The organism is Escherichia sp. S10b (genome assembly GCF_028421345.1).
GTDB lineage: Bacteria > Pseudomonadota > Gammaproteobacteria > Enterobacterales > Enterobacteriaceae > ECMA0423.
The window spans coordinates 13,075-33,580 of the sequence record NZ_JAHZSO010000097.1 but is presented as its reverse complement, the minus strand read 5'-3'; the positions used below and the strand labels follow the sequence as shown (position 1 = coordinate 33,580).

Below are 20,506 nucleotides of genomic sequence, written 5' to 3'. Positions count from 1 at the left end.
CCTCTTTCGGTGTTAGCGTAACAACAAAAGATTGTTATGCTTGAAATATGGTGATGCCGTACCCATAACACAGGGACTAGCTGATAATCCGTCCATAAGGTTACAATCGGTACAGCAGGTTTTTTCAATTTTATCCAGGAGACGGAAATGTCATACAGCGGCGAACGAGATAACTTTGCACCCCATATGGCGCTGGTGCCGATGGTCATTGAACAGACCTCACGTGGTGAGCGCTCTTTTGATATCTATTCTCGTCTACTTAAGGAACGCGTCATTTTTCTGACTGGCCAGGTTGAAGACCACATGGCTAACCTGATTGTGGCGCAGATGCTGTTCCTGGAAGCAGAAAACCCAGAAAAAGATATCTATCTGTACATTAACTCCCCAGGCGGGGTGATCACTGCCGGGATGTCTATCTATGACACCATGCAGTTTATCAAGCCTGATGTCAGCACCATCTGTATGGGCCAGGCGGCCTCGATGGGCGCTTTCTTGCTGACCGCAGGGGCAAAAGGTAAACGTTTTTGCCTGCCGAATTCGCGCGTGATGATTCACCAACCGTTGGGCGGCTACCAGGGCCAGGCGACCGATATCGAAATTCATGCCCGTGAAATTCTGAAAGTTAAAGGGCGCATGAATGAACTTATGGCGCTTCATACGGGTCAATCATTAGAACAGATTGAACGTGATACCGAGCGCGATCGCTTCCTTTCCGCCCCTGAAGCGGTGGAATACGGTCTGGTCGATTCGATTCTGACCCATCGTAATTGATGCCAGAGGCGCAACTGTGCCGCTATACTTATCCAGGGCGGCACAACGCTGTAAGCGGCTTGCGCCTGAGAATGGCATTTGCGTCGTCGTGTGCGGCACAAAGAACAAAGAAGAGGTTTTGACCCATGACAGATAAACGCAAAGATGGCTCAGGCAAATTGCTGTATTGCTCTTTTTGCGGCAAAAGCCAGCATGAAGTGCGCAAGCTGATTGCCGGTCCATCCGTGTATATCTGCGACGAATGTGTTGATTTATGTAACGACATCATTCGCGAAGAGATTAAAGAAGTTGCACCGCATCGTGAACGCAGTGCGCTACCGACGCCGCATGAAATTCGCAACCACCTGGACGATTACGTTATCGGCCAGGAACAGGCGAAAAAAGTGCTGGCGGTCGCGGTATACAACCATTACAAACGTCTGCGCAACGGCGATACCAGCAATGGTGTCGAGTTGGGCAAAAGTAACATTCTGCTGATCGGTCCGACCGGTTCCGGTAAAACGCTGCTGGCTGAAACGCTGGCGCGCCTGCTGGACGTCCCGTTCACCATGGCCGACGCAACCACGCTGACCGAAGCCGGTTATGTGGGCGAAGACGTTGAAAACATCATTCAGAAACTGTTGCAGAAATGCGACTACGATGTCCAGAAAGCACAGCGTGGTATTGTCTACATCGATGAAATCGACAAGATTTCTCGTAAGTCGGACAACCCGTCTATTACCCGTGACGTTTCCGGTGAAGGCGTACAGCAGGCACTGTTGAAACTGATCGAAGGTACTGTTGCTGCCGTTCCACCGCAGGGCGGGCGTAAGCATCCGCAGCAGGAATTTTTGCAGGTTGATACCTCCAAGATCCTGTTTATTTGTGGCGGTGCGTTTGCCGGTCTGGATAAAGTGATTTCCCACCGTGTAGAAACCGGCTCCGGCATTGGTTTTGGCGCGACGGTAAAAGCGAAGTCCGACAAAGCAAGCGAAGGCGAGCTGCTGGCGCAGGTTGAACCGGAAGATCTGATCAAGTTTGGTCTTATCCCTGAGTTCATTGGTCGTCTGCCGGTTGTCGCAACGTTGAATGAACTGAGCGAAGAAGCTCTGATTCAGATCCTCAAAGAGCCGAAAAACGCCCTGACCAAGCAGTATCAGGCGCTGTTTAATCTGGAAGGCGTGGATCTGGAATTCCGTGACGAGGCGCTGGATGCTATCGCTAAGAAAGCGATGGCGCGTAAAACCGGTGCCCGTGGCCTGCGTTCCATCGTAGAAGCCGCACTGCTCGATACCATGTACGATCTGCCGTCCATGGAAGACGTCGAAAAAGTGGTTATCGACGAGTCGGTAATTGATGGTCAAAGCAAACCGTTGCTGATTTATGGTAAGCCGGAAGCGCAACAGGCATCTGGTGAATAATTAACCATTCCCATACAATTAGTTAACCAAAAAGGGGGGATTTTATCTCCCCTTTAATTTTTCCTCTATTCTCGGCGTTGAATGTGGGGGAAACATCCCCATATACTGACGTACATGTTAATAGATGGCGTGAAGCACAGTCGTGTCATCTGATTACCTGGCGGAAATTAAACTAAGAGAGAGCTCTATGAATCCTGAGCGTTCTGAACGCATTGAAATCCCCGTATTGCCGCTGCGCGATGTGGTGGTTTATCCGCACATGGTCATCCCCTTATTTGTCGGGCGGGAAAAATCTATCCGTTGTCTGGAAGCGGCGATGGACCATGATAAAAAAATTATGCTGGTCGCGCAGAAAGAAGCTTCAACGGATGAGCCGGGTGTAAACGATCTTTTCACCGTCGGGACCGTGGCCTCTATATTGCAGATGCTGAAACTGCCTGACGGCACCGTCAAAGTGCTGGTCGAGGGGTTACAGCGCGCGCGTATTTCTGCGCTCTCTGACAATGGCGAACACTTTTCTGCGAAGGCGGAGTATCTGGAGTCGCCGACCATTGATGAGCGGGAACAGGAAGTGCTGGTGCGTACTGCAATCAGCCAGTTCGAAGGCTACATCAAGCTGAACAAAAAAATCCCACCAGAAGTGCTGACGTCGCTGAATAGCATCGACGATCCGGCGCGTCTGGCGGATACCATTGCTGCACATATGCCGCTGAAACTGGCTGACAAACAGTCCGTTCTGGAGATGTCCGACGTTAACGAACGTCTGGAATATCTGATGGCAATGATGGAATCGGAAATCGATCTGCTGCAGGTTGAGAAACGCATTCGCAACCGCGTTAAAAAGCAGATGGAGAAATCCCAGCGTGAGTACTATCTGAACGAGCAAATGAAAGCTATTCAGAAAGAACTCGGTGAAATGGACGACGCGCCGGACGAAAACGAAGCCCTGAAGCGCAAAATCGACGCGGCGAAGATGCCGAAAGAGGCAAAAGAGAAAGCGGAAGCAGAGTTGCAGAAGCTGAAAATGATGTCTCCGATGTCGGCAGAAGCGACCGTAGTGCGTGGTTATATCGACTGGATGGTACAGGTACCGTGGAATGCGCGCAGCAAGGTCAAAAAAGACCTGCGTCAGGCGCAGGAAATCCTTGATACCGACCATTATGGTCTGGAGCGCGTGAAAGATCGCATCCTTGAGTACCTTGCGGTTCAAAGCCGTGTCAACAAAATCAAGGGACCGATCCTCTGCCTGGTAGGGCCGCCGGGGGTAGGTAAAACCTCTCTTGGTCAGTCCATTGCCAAAGCCACCGGGCGTAAATATGTCCGTATGGCGCTGGGCGGCGTGCGTGATGAAGCGGAAATCCGTGGTCACCGCCGTACTTACATCGGTTCTATGCCGGGTAAACTGATCCAGAAAATGGCGAAAGTGGGCGTGAAAAACCCGCTGTTCCTGCTCGATGAGATCGACAAAATGTCTTCTGACATGCGAGGCGATCCGGCCTCTGCACTGCTTGAAGTGCTGGATCCAGAGCAGAACGTAGCGTTCAGCGACCACTACCTGGAAGTGGATTACGATCTCAGCGACGTGATGTTTGTCGCGACGTCGAACTCCATGAACATTCCGGCACCGCTGCTGGATCGTATGGAAGTGATTCGCCTCTCCGGTTATACCGAAGATGAAAAACTGAACATCGCCAAACGTCACCTGCTGCCGAAGCAGATTGAACGTAATGCACTGAAAAAAGGTGAGCTGACCGTCGACGATAGCGCCATTATCGGTATTATTCGTTACTACACCCGTGAGGCGGGCGTGCGTGGTCTGGAGCGTGAAATCTCCAAACTGTGCCGCAAAGCGGTTAAGCAGTTACTGCTCGATAAGTCATTAAAACATATCGAAATTAACGGCGATAACCTGCATGACTACCTCGGTGTTCAGCGTTTCGACTATGGTCGCGCTGATAACGAAAACCGTGTCGGTCAGGTAACCGGTCTGGCGTGGACGGAAGTGGGCGGTGACTTGCTGACCATTGAAACCGCATGTGTTCCGGGTAAAGGCAAACTGACCTATACCGGTTCGCTCGGCGAAGTGATGCAGGAGTCTATTCAGGCGGCGTTAACGGTGGTTCGTGCGCGTGCGGAAAAACTGGGGATCAACCCTGATTTTTACGAAAAACGTGACATCCACGTCCACGTACCGGAAGGTGCGACGCCGAAAGATGGTCCGAGTGCCGGTATTGCTATGTGCACCGCGCTGGTTTCTTGCCTGACCGGTAACCCGGTTCGTGCCGATGTGGCAATGACCGGTGAGATCACTCTGCGTGGTCAGGTACTGCCGATCGGTGGTTTGAAAGAAAAACTCCTGGCAGCGCATCGCGGCGGGATTAAAACAGTGCTAATTCCGTTCGAAAATAAACGCGATCTGGAAGAGATTCCTGACAACGTAATTGCCGATCTGGACATTCATCCTGTGAAGCGCATTGAGGAAGTTCTGACTCTGGCGCTGCAAAATGAACCGTCTGGCATGCAGGTTGTGACTGCAAAATAGTGACCTCGCGCAAAATGCACTAATAAAAACAGGGCTGGCAGGCTAATTCGGGCTTGCCAGCCTTTTTTTGTCTCGCTAAGTTAGATGGCGGATCGGGCTTGCCCTTATTAAGGGGTGTTGTAAGGGGATGGCTGGCCTGATATAACTGCTGCGCGTTCGTACCTTGAAGGATTCAAGTGCGATATAAATTATAAAGAGGAAGAGAAGAGTGAATAAATCTCAATTGATCGACAAGATTGCTGCAGGGGCTGATATCTCTAAAGCTGCGGCTGGCCGTGCGTTAGATGCTATTATTGCTTCCGTAACTGAATCTCTGAAAGAAGGGGATGATGTAGCACTGGTAGGTTTTGGTACTTTTGCCGTTAAAGAGCGTGCTGCCCGTACTGGCCGCAACCCGCAGACCGGTAAAGAGATCACCATCGCTGCTGCTAAAGTACCGAGCTTCCGTGCAGGTAAAGCACTGAAAGACGCGGTAAACTAAGCGTTGTCCCCGGTGGGGATGTGACGAAGTTCAAGGGCGCATCTACTGATGTGCCTTTTTTATTTGTATTCGGTGACTTTCTGCGTCTTGTGGGCTGACAATTGCCCCCGTTTCTTGTCACAATAGGCCTTTGCGCGCATCGATACGTTGCGTGAGGTACACAGTCATCTACAGCGGAGTGTTGTTACACCATGATGGACAGCTTACGCACGGCTGCAAACAGTCTCGTGCTCAAGATTATTTTCGGTATCATTATCGTGTCGTTCATATTGACCGGCGTGAGTGGTTACCTGATTGGCGGAGGCAATAACTACGCCGCAAAAGTGAATGACCAGGAAATCAGCCGTGGGCAGTTCGAGAACGCCTTTAACAGCGAGCGTAATCGCATGCAGCAACAGCTGGGCGATCAATACTCCGAGCTGGCAGCGAACGAAGGCTATATGAAAACCCTGCGTCAACAGGTGCTGAATCGTCTGATCGACGAGGCGCTGTTGGATCAGTACGCTCGTGAGCTGAAACTGGGTATCAGTGATGAGCAGGTTAAACAGGCGATTTTCGCGACCCCAGCCTTCCAGGTTGACGGCAAATTTGATAACAGCCGCTATAACGGTATCCTCAACCAGATGGGGATGACCGCCGATCAGTACGCCCAGGCGCTGCGTAACCAGCTCACTACCCAACAGCTGATTAACGGTGTTGCCGGTACCGATTTTATGCTGAAAGGTGAAACCGACGAGCTGGCGGCACTGGTCGCGCAACAACGCGTGGTGCGTGAGGCGACTATCGATGTTAACGCGCTGGCGGCGAAGCAGCCTGTGACCGAACAGGAGATTGCCAGCTACTACGAACAAAACAAAAACAATTTCATGACGCCGGAACAATTCCGCGTGAGTTACATCAAGCTGGATGCCGCAACGATGCAGCAACCGGTTAGCGATGCGGATATCCAGAGCTACTACGATCAGCATCAGGATCAATTCACCCAGCCGCAGCGTACCCGCTACAGCATCATCCAGACCAAAACTGAAGATGAAGCGAAAGCGGTACTTGATGAGCTGAATAAAGGCGGTGATTTTGCTGCATTAGCCAAAGAAAAATCTGCCGATATTATCTCTGCCCGTAACGGCGGCGATATGGGTTGGTTAGAAGATGCCACTATCCCCGACGAACTGAAAAATGCTGGTCTGAAAGAAAAAGGGCAACTGTCTGGTGTCATCAAATCTTCGGTCGGTTTCCTGATTGTACGTCTGGACGACATTCAGCCAGCGAAAGTGAAATCGTTAGACGAAGTACGTGACGACATTGCGGCGAAAGTAAAACACGAAAAAGCCCTCGATGCGTACTATGCGCTGCAGCAGAAAGTGAGCGATGCGGCAAGCAACGACACCGAGTCTCTGGCCGGTGCAGAGCAAGCTGCCGGCGTTAAAGCCACTCAGACGGGTTGGTTCAGCAAAGATAACCTGCCGGAAGAGTTGAACTTCAAGCCGGTTGCCGACGCTATCTTTAACGGCGGTCTGGTAGGTGAAAACGGCGCGCCGGGCATCAACTCTGACATCATCACCGTAGACGGCGACCGCGCATTCGTGCTGCGCATCAGCGAGCACAAACCGGAAGCGGTGAAACCGTTGGCAGATGTTCAGGAACAAGTTAAGGCATTGGTTCAGCACAACAAAGCTGAACAACAGGCGAAAGTGGATGCTGAGAAACTGCTGGTTGATTTGAAAGCCGGCAAAGGTGCGGAAGCTATGCAGGCTGCCGGTCTGAAATTTGGCGAGCCGAAAACCTTAAGCCGTTCCGGTCGTGACCCGATTAGCCAGGCGGCGTTTGCACTGCCACTGCCAGCGAAAGACAAACCGAGCTACGGTATGGCGACCGATATGCAAGGTAATGTGGTTCTGCTGGCGCTGGATGAAGTGAAACAAGGTTCAATGCCGGAAGATCAGAAAAAAGCGATGGTGCAGGGTATCACCCAGAACAACGCACAAATCGTCTTTGAAGCTCTGATGAGTAACCTGCGTAAAGAGGCGAAAATCAAAATTGGCGATGCGCTGGAACAGCAATAATCCTGAAGCCGCCTCGCAAAAAAATGCGTTGCAACTGTAACAAGAAAAGGTCGCTTTCGCGGCCTTTTCCATTTCTGAACATTGCCATTTGTTTACTGTTTTCACTGCCGTTAAGGTGATTCCACTGTTAACAAACAAGGAGAAAACAGTATGAAACACGGAATTAAAGCACTGCTCATTACCCTGTCCCTGGCCTGTGCCGGAATGTCTCATAGCGCGCTGGCGGCAGCTTCTGTGGCGAAACCGACAACGGTAGAAACCAAAGCGGAAGCTCCTGCAGCACAAAGTAAAGCAGCAGTACCGGCGAAAGCCAGTGACGAAGAAGGCACCCGGGTCAGCATTAATAATGCCAGCGCGGAAGAGCTAGCCCGCGCGATGAATGGCGTTGGCCTGAAGAAAGCGCAGGCGATTGTCAGTTATCGCGAAGAGTACGGTCCGTTTAAAACGGTGGAGGATCTAAAGCAGGTGCCGGGGATGGGCAATTCGCTGGTGGAACGTAATCTGGCGGTATTAACCCTGTAATTAATTTGCATAGTGGCAATTTTTTGCCAGACTGAAGAGGTCATACCAGTTATGACCTCTGTACTTATAACAACAACGTAAGGTTATTGCGCTATGCAAACACAAATCAAAGTTCGTGGATATCATCTCGACGTTTACCAGCACGTCAACAACGCCCGCTACCTTGAATTTCTCGAAGAAGCCCGCTGGGATGGGTTGGAAAATAGCGACAGTTTTCAGTGGATGACGGCCCATAACATCGCCTTCGTCGTGGTCAATATCAATATTAACTATCGTCGCCCAGCGGTATTAAGCGACCTGTTAACTATTACCAGTCAGTTGCAGCAATTAAACGGTAAAAGCGGCATCTTAAGCCAGGTCATTACACTGGAGCCGGAAGGGCAGGTGGTAGCGGATGCGCTTATTACGTTTGTTTGTATTGATCTTAAAACGCAGAAAGCATTAGCTCTGGAAGGGGAATTGCGCGAAAAGCTGGAGCAGATGGTTAAGTAAACGTTTTGTGGTGCCGGATGCTCAAGCCGCATCCGGCGACACCCGGAATAATTACCTCAACCCGGTTTTCTGCTTCATCGCTGCCATCACCGTCGGTTTATCGGCCAGATAATGATTCAAACCGTTGGCGCGTAAATTACATGCCGCACAATGACCGCAACCGTCGCCTTTAATGCCGTTATAGCAGGTCAACGTTTCGTTACGGACTAAATCCAGTTTGCCGTAATAATCTGCCAGCGCCCAGGTTTCCGCTTTATCAATCCACATCAGCGGCGTTTCAAAACGAATATCTTTCGCCATGCCCAAACTGACGGCATGGTTTAGTGCTTTCACAAACTCATCGCGGCAATCCGGGTAGCCGGAGAAATCCGTTTCACAGACGCCGGTAATTACGGCTTCTGCTTTTACCTGATACGCATATATTGCCGCCAGCGTCAGGAACAAAATATTACGCCCTGGGACAAACGTATTCGGGATGCCATCGGCTTCAGGTTCATAATCAGGCACCGGAATGCTGTCACGTGTCAGGCTGCTGACCGCCAGCTCGTTGAGCAGCGTTACATCAAGAACCTTATGCGCGCGTGCTCCCAGTTTCAGCGCCAGTTCGCGTGCCACGTCGATTTCTGCGCGATGTCGCTGACCGTAATCGAACGTCACGCAATGGACTTCATCATATTGTTGTAATGCCTGCACCAGACAGGTGGTGGAATCCTGGCCTCCACTGAACACAACGACAGCACGTTTCATAGATAATCCTGCTTGAACAATAAAAGCGTTATGGTAACGCCTGCGATTAACCCGGACCAGCTATTCATTGCGACGGCGCGGGAAGCCAGGCTTCGGTAAATTCAAACCAGCCGCGCGGTGTCAGTCGCACACCGTTCACGCCGGGAGGGGCACTAATGCGATAGTGATAGTTGAACAGCGGCGTCAGCGTCGCGTCTGCCATTAACTGGCTAAAAACCGCTTTCAGGGCATTAAATCGGTTTTCCTCATCAGGCATTACTTGCACCGCGTCCAGCGTCGATTGCAGATGTGCATATGCTGGAGCGTCGAAAACATGTGGCCATAGTGGATCGCAACGTAGCCATTGCTCCAGAGTATATTCCGGTGCTTCGCCAATTAATCTGTCGCCCATCATGAGGTCTGCGTGTGCCAGTAGGGTCGTGTCGTCCCAGTTTTTTGCGTTATGAAAAATAATTGTGAGTTCACAGCCTTCCGCTGTCAGTGTCGCCTGTAGGCGTTCTGCCATGGTATGAAGTTCTATCGGTAGGTGATAAACCAGCGTCAAGGTTTTCGGTAGTTTGACTTCATCCGGTACTTGCCAGTGCGGAATAGTCCAGCCTGGCAGTAATGCATGACTGGCGGTGATCAGGTTTTCTCCGACTTCTAACGTTTGTAATAAACCGGATTGATGAATAATGGAGATCACTTTTCGCGCCTGCCAGAGGGAGAGTCGGGGACTTTTGCGCAACGTTAAATAGCAAAAACCTAAACTGATGCCACTACTGACCTGGCTGACCCGTTGCAGCTCCTCCGGTTTGCCGATGGTGATTTGCACGGGATGCCGACAACTGGTTCCCAAATCTTTTTCGAAAAGCGGCGGAGTTATCCAGTACTCAACCGCTTTAAGCAGCGGATGACGCAAATGGTAATAATCATGGCTCTCCAGGCGCACCAGCTCCGCTGTGAATTGTGTTAAGCGAAAAGGACCAGTGCCGATCAGTGGGAATTGCGGATGCGCCAGATGGCTGCAATAGCTCGCCAGCCGGTGCGCAAGCCAGTAATCGGGGCGATGTAAAAAGAAGGTCAGACACTGCGGATGGGTGACTTCAATACGCTTCACGCTAATAAATAATTGATCCAGTGCTGGCAGTTGTAACAGCATCAATAATCGCTGGTGTAAGTGTGAGGCTTTTACTGCATCGCCGTTATGCCAGTGTAGGGTTGAACGAAGATAAAAGTCCCAGCGTAACCCGTCAGTAGAGGTTTCCCAGTGATGCGCTAAATCGCCAATCGGGCGCTGAGTATTATTATCGAAGCGGGTCAGGCCGGAAAATATCTGCCCGGCGAGATGCTGCTCGGCACGGCCGGGCAAAAAGCCTGGTTGTAGCGGTTCGAGCGGGCGATAGTAGGGAATACGCAACGTGGGTGTATAGTTTTGCCATTGTCCGCCCATAAACGGCTGTAACAGAGTGCGCAGCTCACCTGGGGCCAGTTGCGCCAGCTCCAGCACATCTTGCTGCTTTCCGGTTTCCAGTGCCTGTTCCATCATCGCATTGCGTAGCGATTCCGGCGTGACCAGAAAGCGTAATTGTCCGCGCTTTCCGCGTCCTGACTGCGCCTGCCACTCCAGCCATCCCGCCTCCTGTGCCTGACGCAACAGCGTACGAACATGGCGTTCGCTGCAAAAACAGCGTTCGGCCAGTTCGCTGACGGTGACGGTTTGCGGCTTTCCGGCTGAAGGTTGCCACAGACGTTGATACTGGTTAAGACGGTTGAGCAATCGCATATAAACCCGGAACAATATTATTTAACTATTCACTATTACTTCCGTATATATCAGGTGATACTCAATCACCATTAACCGTGTCACAGAGTGGAGAAAGAAATGGCTCGTCTGGCAGCATTTGATATGGATGGCACTTTATTGATGCCTGACCATCATTTAGGTGAGAAAACCCTCTCTACTTTGGCGCGACTGCGTGAACGCGACATTACCCTCACTTTTGCCACGGGGCGTCATGCGCTGGAGATGCAGCATATTCTCGGGGCGCTATCGCTGGATGCATATTTGATTACCGGCAACGGAACGCGCGTGCATTCTCTGGAAGGTGAACTTTTACATCGTGATGATTTACCTGCGGATGTCGCGGAGCTGGTGCTGTATCAGCAATGGGATACCCGAGCCAGCATGCATATCTTCAATGACGACGGTTGGTTTACCGGGAAAGAGATCCCTGCGTTGTTGCAGGCATTTGTCTATAGCGGTTTTCGTTATCAGATAATCGATGTCAAAAAAATGCCACTCGGCAGCGTCACCAAGATCTGCTTCTGTGGCGATCACGACGATCTTACACGCTTGCAGATCCAGCTATACGAAGCATTAGGCGAGCGTGCACATTTGTGTTTTTCCGCCACGGATTGCCTCGAAGTGCTGCCGGTGGGCTGCAATAAAGGCGCTGCATTGACGGTGCTGACCCAACATTTAGGTTTATCGTTGCGCGATTGCATGGCCTTTGGTGATGCGATGAACGATCGCGAAATGTTAGGCAGCGTCGGTAGCGGGTTTATTATGGGCAATGCGATGCCGCAACTGCGCGCGGAGCTCCCGCATTTACCGGTGATTGGACATTGCCGAAATCAGGCTGTCTCTCACTATTTGACGCACTGGCTGGACTATCCACATCTACCTTATTCCCCCGAATAACGAGATCCCTTCCAGCACCGGGCAATTGCCCGGTTTTTTTTGCGTTGAATTTGTCATTTTGTGCCGTGGTGTTTAAACCGCACAGAATAAATTGTCGCGATTTCACCTTTAAAATAGAATTAAAAGAGAAAAAAATTCTCCGTGGAAGGGCTATGTTAGATAAAATTGACCGTAAGCTGCTGGCCTTACTGCAGCAGGATTGCACCCTCTCTTTGCAGGCACTGGCTGAAGCCGTTAATCTGACAACCACCCCTTGCTGGAAGCGCCTGAAACGGCTGGAGGATGACGGTATCCTTATCGGCAAAGTCGCCCTGCTGGATCCGGAAAAAATAGGCCTCGGCCTGACCGCCTTTGTGCTGATAAAAACGCAACATCACAGCAGCGAATGGTATTGCCGCTTTGTCACGGTGGTTACCGAAATGCCAGAAGTGCTGGGGTTCTGGCGCATGGCTGGTGAATACGATTATCTGATGCGCGTCCAGGTTGCCGACATGAAACGCTACGACGAGTTTTATAAGCGTCTGGTAAACAGCGTGCCGGGGCTGTCGGACGTCACTTCCAGCTTCGCGATGGAACAGATTAAATACACCACTTCTTTACCCATCGAATAAATATCCAGAATCAGGTCAGGACACAACGCGTGCGATTATTTGCTCAATTAAGCTGGTATTTCCGTCGGGAATGGCGTCGCTATCTCGGGGCTGTCGCCTTGCTTGTCATTATCGCGATGCTGCAACTGGTTCCGCCAAAAGTGGTTGGTATTGTTGTCGATGGCGTGACAGAACAACACTTTACTACCGGGCAGATCCTGATGTGGATCGCCACCATGGTGCTGATTGCCGTTGTGGTTTATTTCCTGCGTTACGTCTGGCGGGTATTGCTGTTTGGTGCGTCTTATCAACTGGCTGTTGAACTGCGTGAAGATTATTACCGTCAGCTAAGCCGGCAGCATCCTGAGTTTTACCTGCGTCATCGCACGGGTGACCTCATGGCTCGTGCGACCAATGACGTCGATCGCGTCGTGTTTGCCGCCGGAGAAGGGGTGCTGACGCTGGTGGATTCACTGGTGATGGGCTGCGCTGTGTTGATTATGATGTCTACGCAAATTAGCTGGCAGTTGACCTTATTTGCCCTGTTGCCGATGCCAGTGATGGCGATCATGATTAAGCGCAACGGCGATGCCTTGCATGAACGCTTTAAGCTGGCACAGGCGGCGTTTTCCAGTCTTAATGACCGCACCCAGGAAAGCCTCACCAGTATCCGCATGATCAAAGCCTTTGGTCTGGAAGATCGCCAGTCGGCGTTATTTGCCGCGGATGCCGAAGATACCGGCAAAAAAAACATGCGGGTGGCGCGTATTGATGCTCGTTTCGACCCGACAATCTATATCGCGATTGGTATGGCGAACTTGCTGGCGATTGGCGGCGGTAGTTGGATGGTGGTGCAGGGCAGTTTAACGCTGGGCCAGCTCACCAGTTTTATGATGTATTTAGGTCTGATGATTTGGCCAATGCTGGCGCTGGCATGGATGTTTAACATTGTGGAACGTGGTAGTGCTGCGTACAGCCGTATTCGTGCGATGCTGGCGGAAGCGCCGGTGGTGAACGATGGTAGCGAACCCGTGCCGGAAGGGCGTGGCGAACTTGATGTAAATATTCACCAGTTCACGTATCCGCAGACTGACCATCCTGCGCTGGAAAACGTCAATTTCGCCCTGAAACCCGGTCAGATGCTGGGTATCTGCGGGCCGACTGGTTCCGGCAAAAGTACCCTGTTGTCGCTCATTCAGCGTCATTTCGACGTCAGCGAGGGGGATATTCGCTTTCATGATATTCCTCTGACGAAGTTACAACTCGATAGCTGGCGTAGCCGCCTGGCGGTAGTTAGCCAGACACCGTTCCTTTTTTCCGACACCGTAGCGAACAACATCGCGTTGGGTTGCCCGAATGCCACCCAGCAAGAGATTGAGCATGTCGCGCGGTTAGCCAGCGTACATGACGATATTTTGCGTTTACCGCAAGGTTACGATACAGAGGTGGGCGAGCGCGGCGTGATGCTTTCCGGCGGGCAAAAACAGCGTATCTCTATTGCTCGTGCGTTATTAGTCAACGCGGAAATCCTCATCCTTGATGATGCGCTTTCGGCGGTGGACGGACGCACAGAGCACCAGATCCTGCATAACCTGCGTCAGTGGGGACAGGGAAGAACGGTAATCATCAGTGCCCATCGCCTTTCGGCACTGACGGAAGCCAGTGAAATTATTGTGATGCAGCACGGACATATCGCCCAGCGTGGCAATCATGATGAGCTGGCGCAACAAAGCGGCTGGTATCGCGATATGTATCGCTATCAACAACTGGAGGCGGCGCTCGACGACGCTCCGGAAATTCGCGAGGAGGCCGTCGATGCGTAGTTTTAGCCAACTGTGGCCGACTCTCAAGCGTCTGTTAGCGTACGGTTCGCCGTGGCGTAAACCGCTGGGGATTGCGGTCCTGATGATGTGGGTTGCGGCAGCGGCAGAAGTCAGTGGGCCGCTGCTTATCAGCTATTTTATCGACAATATGGTAGCGAAAAATAACCTGCCGTTGAAAATGGTTGCAGGGCTGGCTGCGGCGTATGTTGGGCTACAACTGTTTGCCGCCGGGCTACATTACGCGCAGTCGCTGCTGTTTAATCGGGCGGCAGTAGGCGTAGTGCAACAGTTGCGTACCGACGTGATGGATGCCGCATTGCGCCAGCCATTAAGCGAGTTTGATACCCAACCCGTCGGGCAGGTGATTTCCCGCGTCACTAATGACACTGAAGTGATCCGCGATCTCTACGTTACCGTAGTGGCAACTGTCCTGCGTAGCGCCGCACTGGTGGGCGCGATGCTGGTGGCGATGTTCAGCCTCGACTGGCGAATGGCGCTGGTGGCGATAATGATTTTCCCGGTGGTGCTGGTGGTAATGGTGATATACCAGCGTTACAGCACGCCGATTGTCCGTCGTGTGCGCGCCTATCTAGCGGATATCAACGACGGCTTTAACGAAATCATCAATGGCATGAGCGTTATCCAGCAGTTCCGTCAGCAGGCGCGATTTGGCGAACGTATGGGGGAGGCCAGTCGTTCACACTATATGGCCAGGATGCAAACCCTGCGCCTCGACGGTTTTCTGCTGCGTCCGCTGCTGAGTCTGTTTTCATCGCTCATTCTTTGTGGCTTGTTGATGCTGTTTGGCTTCTCCGCTAGCGGCACCATTGAAGTGGGCGTGCTGTATGCGTTTATCAGCTATCTTGGGCGACTTAACGAACCATTAATCGAACTGACCACGCAACAGGCGATGCTGCAACAGGCTGTTGTTGCTGGTGAGCGCGTGTTTGAACTGATGGACGGACCGCGCCAGCAATATGGCAATGATGATCGCCCGTTACAGAGTGGCACCATCGAAGTCGATAACGTGTCATTTGCTTATCGCGATGACAATCTGGTGCTAAAGAACATTAATCTCTCTGTGCCTTCGCGTAACTTTGTGGCACTGGTCGGGCATACCGGCAGTGGCAAAAGCACCCTCGCCAGTTTATTGATGGGCTATTACCCGCTAACGGAAGGTGAGATTCGCCTTGATGGTCGTCCATTAAGTTCGCTAAGTCACAGCGCGCTGCGCCAGGGCGTGGCAATGGTGCAGCAAGATCCGGTGGTGCTGGCGGATACCTTCCTCGCCAACGTGACGCTGGGGCGTGATATCTCCGAAGAACGCGTCTGGCAGGCGCTGGAAACCGTGCAACTGGCGGAGCTGGCGCGCAGCATGAGTGATGGTATTTATACGCCGCTGGGCGAGCAGGGGAATAATCTCTCCGTCGGGCAAAAGCAACTGCTGGCACTGGCACGCGTGTTGGTGGAGACGCCGCAAATCCTGATCCTTGATGAGGCAACCGCCAGCATTGACTCCGGTACTGAACAGGCGATTCAACATGCTCTGGCGGCTGTGCGTGAACATACCACGCTGGTGGTGATTGCTCACCGCTTATCGACCATTGTTGATGCCGACACCATTCTGGTGCTTCATCGTGGGCAAGCCGTGGAGCAGGGCACTCACCAGCAACTGCTGGCGGCCCAGGGACGCTACTGGCAGATGTATCAACTGCAACTTGCGGGCGAAGAGCTGGCAGCCAGCGTGCGTGAAGAAGAATCATTGAGCGCCTGAATAGCGCAATATTTCATCGTTGGTGCAAAAATGTAACGCACTGTGCACTGTCATAGTGCGTTTTCATTTTCAATCTTCTTAACTTCCTGCTCTCTTTCTCGTTTTTCATTTCTGGCACACCGCTTGCAATACCTTCTTCGTGTAGCAGAACCATTACCGAATTCTGACCGGAGGGGATCTATGAAGCTGGTGACCGTGATAATCAAACCATTCAAGCTGGAAGACGTTCGTGAAGCGTTATCTTCCATTGGTATTCAGGGCCTGACCGTCACCGAAGTGAAAGGTTTCGGGCGTCAGAAAGGGCATGCCGAGCTGTACCGGGGGGCGGAATACAGCGTCAACTTCCTGCCAAAAGTAAAAATTGATGTGGCAATTGCTGATGACCAACTCGATGAAGTGATCGATATCGTCAGTAAGGCGGCTTACACCGGAAAAATTGGCGACGGCAAAATCTTCGTCGCTGAATTGCAACGCGTCATTCGTATTCGTACCGGCGAAGCCGACGAAGCGGCGCTGTAATCTCTGGCACACAGCAACAGGAACGAAAAATGAAGATAGCGACGATAAAAACTGGGCTTGCTTCACTGGCGATGCTGCCGGGACTGGTAATGGCTGCACCTGCGGTGGCCGATAAAGCCGACAATGCGTTTATGATGATTTGTACTGCGCTGGTGCTGTTTATGACTATTCCGGGGATTGCCCTGTTTTACGGTGGGTTGATTCGCGGCAAAAACGTGCTGTCGATGCTGACGCAGGTGACGGTGACGTTTGCACTGGTCTGTATTCTCTGGGTGGTTTACGGTTACTCGCTGGCGTTTGGTGAGGGCAACAACTTCTTCGGCAACATTAACTGGTTGATGCTAAAAAACATCGAACTGACGGCGGTGATGGGCAGCATTTATCAGTATATCCACGTGGCGTTTCAGGGCTCGTTTGCCTGCATTACCGTCGGCTTGATCGTTGGGGCGCTGGCGGAACGAATCCGCTTCTCAGCTGTGTTGATTTTCGTGGTGGTATGGCTGACGCTCTCTTACATTCCGATTGCGCATATGGTGTGGGGCGGTGGTTTGCTGGCTTCTCACGGTGCGCTGGATTTCGCGGGTGGCACGGTGGTGCATATTAACGCCGCAATCGCCGGTCTGGTGGGCGCGTATCTGATAGGCAAACGCGTGGGCTTCGGCAAAGAGGCGTTTAAACCGCACAACCTGCCAATGGTCTTCACCGGTACTGCCATTCTCTATATTGGTTGGTTTGGCTTTAACGCCGGGTCAGCGGGCACGGCGAATGAAATCGCGGCACTGGCATTTGTGAATACTGTGGTCGCAACGGCGGCGGCAATTCTTGGCTGGATCTTCGGTGAATGGGCGCTGCGTGGTAAGCCTTCTCTGCTGGGAGCGTGTTCTGGCGCGATTGCCGGTCTGGTCGGCGTGACGCCAGCGTGTGGCTACATTGGGGTTGGCGGCGCGTTGATTATCGGCGTGGTAGCTGGTCTGGCGGGCTTGTGGGGCGTTACTATGCTCAAACGCTTGCTGCGGGTGGATGATCCCTGCGATGTCTTCGGTGTGCACGGCGTTTGTGGCATTGTCGGCTGTATCATGACTGGGATTTTTGCCGCCAGTTCGCTGGGTGGCGTGGGCTTCGCTGAAGGTGTGACGATGGGCCATCAGTTGCTGGTACAGCTGGAAAGCATCGCCATTACGATCGTCTGGTCCGGTGTGGTGGCATTTATTGGCTACAAACTGGCGGATCTGACGGTTGGTCTGCGTGTACCGGAAGAGCAGGAGCGAGAAGGGCTGGATGTCAACAGTCACGGCGAGAATGCCTATAACGCGTAACAAGCACTGCAAAAAATAGCCGGACGGTTTTACCTCCGGCTATTTTTTTAATTGTGATTACGCATCACCCCTTCCTGAACGGTCGAGGCAACCAGCACGCCGTCCTGGGTATAAAACTCACCGCGCACAAAGCCGCGTGCGCTGGACGCCGAGGTGCTCTCCACGCTATACAGCAGCCATTCATTCAAATTAAACGGGCGATGGAACCACATGGAATGGTCAATGGTGGCAATCTGAATCCCCGGTTCGAGAAAACCGATGCCGTGCGGCTGTAGAGCTACCGGCAGGAAGTTAAGATCAGAAGCGTAACCGAGCAGATACTGATGAACGCGCAGGTCATCCGGCACGCTACCATTTGCGCGGATCCACACCTGACGATGTGGTTCTGCGACGTGACCTTTCAGTGGGTTATGAAACTCCACCGGACGGACTTCCAGCGGACGATCGCAGATGAATTTATCTTTAAGCACTGGCGGCAGCAGGTGCGCCAGCGATTGGGCGATTTGCGTTTCCGAAGGCAGGCCATCAGGCGCTGGCGCGGACGGCATTGTTTTTTGATGTTCGAAACCCGCTTCTGGTGCCTGGAAAGAGGCCGTCATATAAAAAATCGGTTTGCCGTTTTGAATAGCAGCAACCCGGCGGGCGCTGAAGCTGTTACCGTCACGCAGCGTTTCGACATCATAAATAATCGGCTTCTTACTATCGCCAGGGCGAAGAAAGTAGCTGTGAAACGAATGTACCAGCCGCTCTTCAGGGACGGTCTCTTTTGCAGCATACAAGGCCTGACCCACGACCTGGCCGCCAAACACCTGGCGTAAACCTAAATCTTCACTCTGGCCGCGAAAGAGTCCTTCCTCAATTTTTTCCAGATTTAACAATGTCAGTAAATTTTTTAGCGCCTGACTCATATAACTCTCCAGTAACAAAGCTGCCGCAGCAAGCCAAAGTGAGTTGAGTATAACGCAAATTTGCTACTGGTCCGATGGGTGCAATGGTCTGAATTACGGGCTAATTACAGGCAGAAATGCGTGATGTGTGCCACACTTGTTGACGTTACTATTTTGTTAACCACTCTTCCGGCGAGGAAAGTTAGCCCGCTGGTGCATTGATAATAAGGAGAAATGAATGAAACTCGTGCACATGGCCAGTGGTTTAGCGGTTGCGATTGCGTTGGCGGCTTGCGCAGATAAAAGCGCGGATATTCAGACGCCAGCCCCGGCTGCAAATACGTCTATTTCAGCAACACAACAACCTGCTATCCAGCAACCGAATGTCTCCGGTACCGTCTGGATCCGTCAGAAAGTCGCACTGCCGCCTGATGCTGTGCTGACCGTGACACTTTCTGACGCGTCGTTAGCCGATGCACCGTCAAAAGTGCTGGCGCAGAAAGCGGTGCGTACTGAAGGTAAACAGTCACCATTCAGCTTTGTTCTGCCATTTAACCCGGCAGATGTTCAGCCGAACGCGCGTATTCTGTTGAGTGCGGCGATTACCGTGAATGACAAAGTGGTATTTATTACCGATACCGTTCAGCCGGTGATCAACAAGGGCGGAACTAAAGCCGACCTGACATTGGTGCCGGTGCAGCAAACCGCCGTGCCGGTTCAGGCCAGCGGTGGTGCAACGACTACCGTACCTTCGACTTCACCAACTCAGGTGAATCCGTCTTCGGCAGTTCCAGCTCCTACGCAATATTAAGCGACGTTAACCCTCTCCGCCCGGAGAGGGTTAGTAGTTCCAGCGATAACGCTGCAAGTCGATTTGCCCGCTTCCCGATACCATCACACCTTCTGCCAGTAATGCCTGTCGCTGACGCTGTAAATCCGGTCCGGTTAGCGAAATTGTGCCGTGGCGATTAACCACCCGGTGCCAGGGTAAGGTGCTGCCTTCAGGGAGACGCTTTAACACACCGCCCACCTGGCGCGCGGCGCGGGGCGATCCCGCCAGTTTCGCCACATCACCGTAAGTGGTGACATAGCCTTCGGGAATAGCGGCGACGATTTGCCAGACGCGTTGGGGAAATGAATCTTCTTTTTCCATCTTTTCTTCCTGAGGTAATTTTTCAGCATAATCTGGAAAAACGCCCGAGTGAAGTCGCATTGCGCAAGAAACCAGCATCTGGCACGCGATGGGTTGCAATTAGCCGGGGCAGCAGTGATAATGCGCCTGCGCGTTGGTTCTCAACGCTCTCAATGGGGGCTCTGTTGGTTCTCCCGCAACGCTACTCTGTTTACCAGGTCAGGTCCGGAAGGAAGCAGCCAAGGCAGATGACGCGTGTGCCGGGATGTAGCTGGCAGGGCCCCCACCCATTTCTGCCTCCCACCGTTTCGTCAAAAAACCCCAACATGGCTAAACTTTAACCACAACTGACGTCGCAAGAATTGTCTGGCTGCGCAGTACGCTTCGGAGGTATGTCTGATGAAGTATGTTGATGGTTTTGTGGTTGCCGTTCCTGCCGATAAAAAGGATGCCTATCGGGAAATGGCCGCTAAGGCTGCGCCATTGTTTAAAGAGTTTGGCGCGCTTCGTATTGTCGAATGCTGGGCCAGCGATGTACCGGATGGCAAAGTGACCGATTTTCGTATGGCGGTGAAAGCGGAAGAGAATGAAGAGGTTGTCTTTAGCTGGATTGAATACCCTTCAAAAGAGGTCCGCGACGCTGCTACTCAAAAGATGATGTCGGACCCACGGATGAAAGAGTTCGGCGAGTCCATGCCGTTTGACGGCAAGCGAATGATCTATGGCGGATTCGAGTCAATCATCGACGAATAGGTAGCGTGACG

At 52.2% G+C, this 20,506-nt stretch carries 19 protein-coding genes and 1 other RNA gene; 16 read left to right on the top strand and 4 right to left on the bottom strand.

Annotated elements, in window-relative coordinates:
• Positions 1-147 precede the first annotated feature (147 nt).
• The 7 genes from clpP (at position 148) to fadM (ending at position 8,271) form a co-directional block, all read left to right on the top strand.
• A complete protein-coding gene (gene clpP / locus FTE26_RS07385; RefSeq protein WP_000122253.1) occupies positions 148-771 on the top strand; it encodes an ATP-dependent Clp endopeptidase proteolytic subunit ClpP in 624 nt (207 codons plus the stop codon).
• A 125-nt stretch (positions 772-896) separates the two neighbouring features.
• Positions 897-2,171 (top strand): ATP-dependent protease ATP-binding subunit ClpX, encoded by a 1,275-nt coding sequence (gene clpX, locus FTE26_RS07380; protein WP_000130305.1) that lies wholly within the window; start codon positions 897-899, stop codon positions 2,169-2,171.
• Between the two features lie 187 nt (positions 2,172-2,358).
• A complete protein-coding gene (gene lon, locus FTE26_RS07375; RefSeq protein ID WP_001295325.1) occupies positions 2,359-4,713 on the top strand; it encodes an endopeptidase La in 2,355 nt (784 codons plus the stop codon).
• A gap of 190 nt (positions 4,714-4,903) precedes the next feature.
• Positions 4,904-5,194: a nucleoid-associated protein HU-beta gene (gene hupB / locus FTE26_RS07370; protein ID WP_254892905.1), complete on the top strand. Its 291-nt coding sequence runs from the start codon at positions 4,904-4,906 to the stop codon at positions 5,192-5,194.
• A gap of 191 nt (positions 5,195-5,385) precedes the next feature.
• A complete protein-coding gene (ppiD, locus tag FTE26_RS07365; RefSeq protein WP_000969372.1) occupies positions 5,386-7,257 on the top strand; it encodes a peptidylprolyl isomerase in 1,872 nt (623 codons plus the stop codon).
• Positions 7,258-7,407: 150 nt separating this feature from the next.
• Positions 7,408-7,779 (top strand): helix-hairpin-helix domain-containing protein, encoded by a 372-nt coding sequence (locus FTE26_RS07360; protein WP_000680314.1) that lies wholly within the window; start codon positions 7,408-7,410, stop codon positions 7,777-7,779.
• A gap of 93 nt (positions 7,780-7,872) precedes the next feature.
• Positions 7,873-8,271 carry a long-chain acyl-CoA thioesterase FadM gene (gene fadM, locus FTE26_RS07355; RefSeq protein WP_001194534.1) on the top strand — a complete coding sequence of 133 codons (399 nt, stop codon included), beginning with the start codon at positions 7,873-7,875 and terminating at the stop codon, positions 8,269-8,271.
• Between the two features lie 51 nt (positions 8,272-8,322).
• Here fadM and queC read toward each other — a convergent pair whose 3' ends face one another.
• Both queC and FTE26_RS07345 read right to left on the bottom strand, forming a co-directional pair.
• Positions 8,323-9,018, bottom strand: a complete 696-nt coding sequence (gene queC / locus FTE26_RS07350; protein ID WP_000817229.1) for a 7-cyano-7-deazaguanine synthase QueC — start codon at positions 9,016-9,018, stop codon at positions 8,323-8,325.
• 64 nt (positions 9,019-9,082) lie between these two features.
• Positions 9,083-10,783, bottom strand: a complete 1,701-nt coding sequence (locus FTE26_RS07345) for an SgrR family transcriptional regulator (protein WP_272457532.1) — start codon at positions 10,781-10,783, stop codon at positions 9,083-9,085.
• 99 nt (positions 10,784-10,882) lie between these two features.
• Between FTE26_RS07345 and cof the strand changes: the two genes are divergently transcribed.
• The 6 genes from cof to amtB all read left to right on the top strand — a co-directional run bounded on the left by cof (position 10,883) and on the right by amtB (position 17,723).
• Entirely contained in the window at positions 10,883-11,701 is an 819-nt protein-coding gene (cof, locus tag FTE26_RS07340; protein ID WP_000113027.1) for an HMP-PP phosphatase, read from the top strand.
• A 152-nt stretch (positions 11,702-11,853) separates the two neighbouring features.
• A complete protein-coding gene (gene decR / locus FTE26_RS07335) occupies positions 11,854-12,312 on the top strand; it encodes a DNA-binding transcriptional regulator DecR (protein ID WP_000884589.1) in 459 nt (152 codons plus the stop codon).
• 29 nt (positions 12,313-12,341) lie between these two features.
• A complete protein-coding gene (locus tag FTE26_RS07330) occupies positions 12,342-14,114 on the top strand; it encodes a SmdA family multidrug ABC transporter permease/ATP-binding protein (protein ID WP_001235585.1) in 1,773 nt (590 codons plus the stop codon).
• Positions 14,107-15,888, top strand: coding sequence for a SmdB family multidrug efflux ABC transporter permease/ATP-binding protein (locus FTE26_RS07325; RefSeq protein WP_001256174.1), 1,782 nt, complete (start codon positions 14,107-14,109; stop codon positions 15,886-15,888). The genes FTE26_RS07330 and FTE26_RS07325 overlap by 8 nt, the downstream gene beginning before the upstream one ends.
• Before the next feature lie 180 nt (positions 15,889-16,068).
• On the top strand, positions 16,069-16,407 hold the full coding sequence (glnK, locus tag FTE26_RS07320; RefSeq protein WP_000780338.1) for a P-II family nitrogen regulator: 339 nt from the start codon (positions 16,069-16,071) through the stop codon (positions 16,405-16,407).
• A gap of 29 nt (positions 16,408-16,436) precedes the next feature.
• Positions 16,437-17,723, top strand: a complete 1,287-nt coding sequence (gene amtB, locus FTE26_RS07315) for an ammonium transporter AmtB (protein WP_000685029.1) — start codon at positions 16,437-16,439, stop codon at positions 17,721-17,723.
• 47 nt (positions 17,724-17,770) lie between these two features.
• Here amtB and tesB read toward each other — a convergent pair whose 3' ends face one another.
• Complete coding sequence (gene tesB, locus FTE26_RS07310; RefSeq protein ID WP_000075876.1) at positions 17,771-18,631, bottom strand: acyl-CoA thioesterase II; 861 nt, start codon at positions 18,629-18,631, stop codon at positions 17,771-17,773.
• Positions 18,632-18,848: 217 nt separating this feature from the next.
• On the opposite strand from tesB, the gene FTE26_RS07305 reads away from it, so the two are divergent.
• Positions 18,849-19,421: a YbaY family lipoprotein gene (locus tag FTE26_RS07305; protein ID WP_000779839.1), complete on the top strand. Its 573-nt coding sequence runs from the start codon at positions 18,849-18,851 to the stop codon at positions 19,419-19,421.
• Positions 19,422-19,451: 30 nt separating this feature from the next.
• Here the strand turns inward: FTE26_RS07305 and FTE26_RS07300 are convergent, their stop codons facing one another.
• Positions 19,452-19,763: an MGMT family protein gene (locus FTE26_RS07300; protein ID WP_000409911.1), complete on the bottom strand. Its 312-nt coding sequence runs from the start codon at positions 19,761-19,763 to the stop codon at positions 19,452-19,454.
• 162 nt (positions 19,764-19,925) lie between these two features.
• On the opposite strand from FTE26_RS07300, the gene ffs reads away from it, so the two are divergent.
• Both ffs and FTE26_RS07290 read left to right on the top strand, forming a co-directional pair.
• Positions 19,926-20,022: signal recognition particle sRNA small type (ffs, locus tag FTE26_RS07295), an RNA gene on the top strand.
• Positions 20,023-20,141: 119 nt separating this feature from the next.
• Positions 20,142-20,495: a DUF1428 domain-containing protein gene (locus FTE26_RS07290; protein WP_000878141.1), complete on the top strand. Its 354-nt coding sequence runs from the start codon at positions 20,142-20,144 to the stop codon at positions 20,493-20,495.
• Positions 20,496-20,506 lie beyond the last annotated feature (11 nt).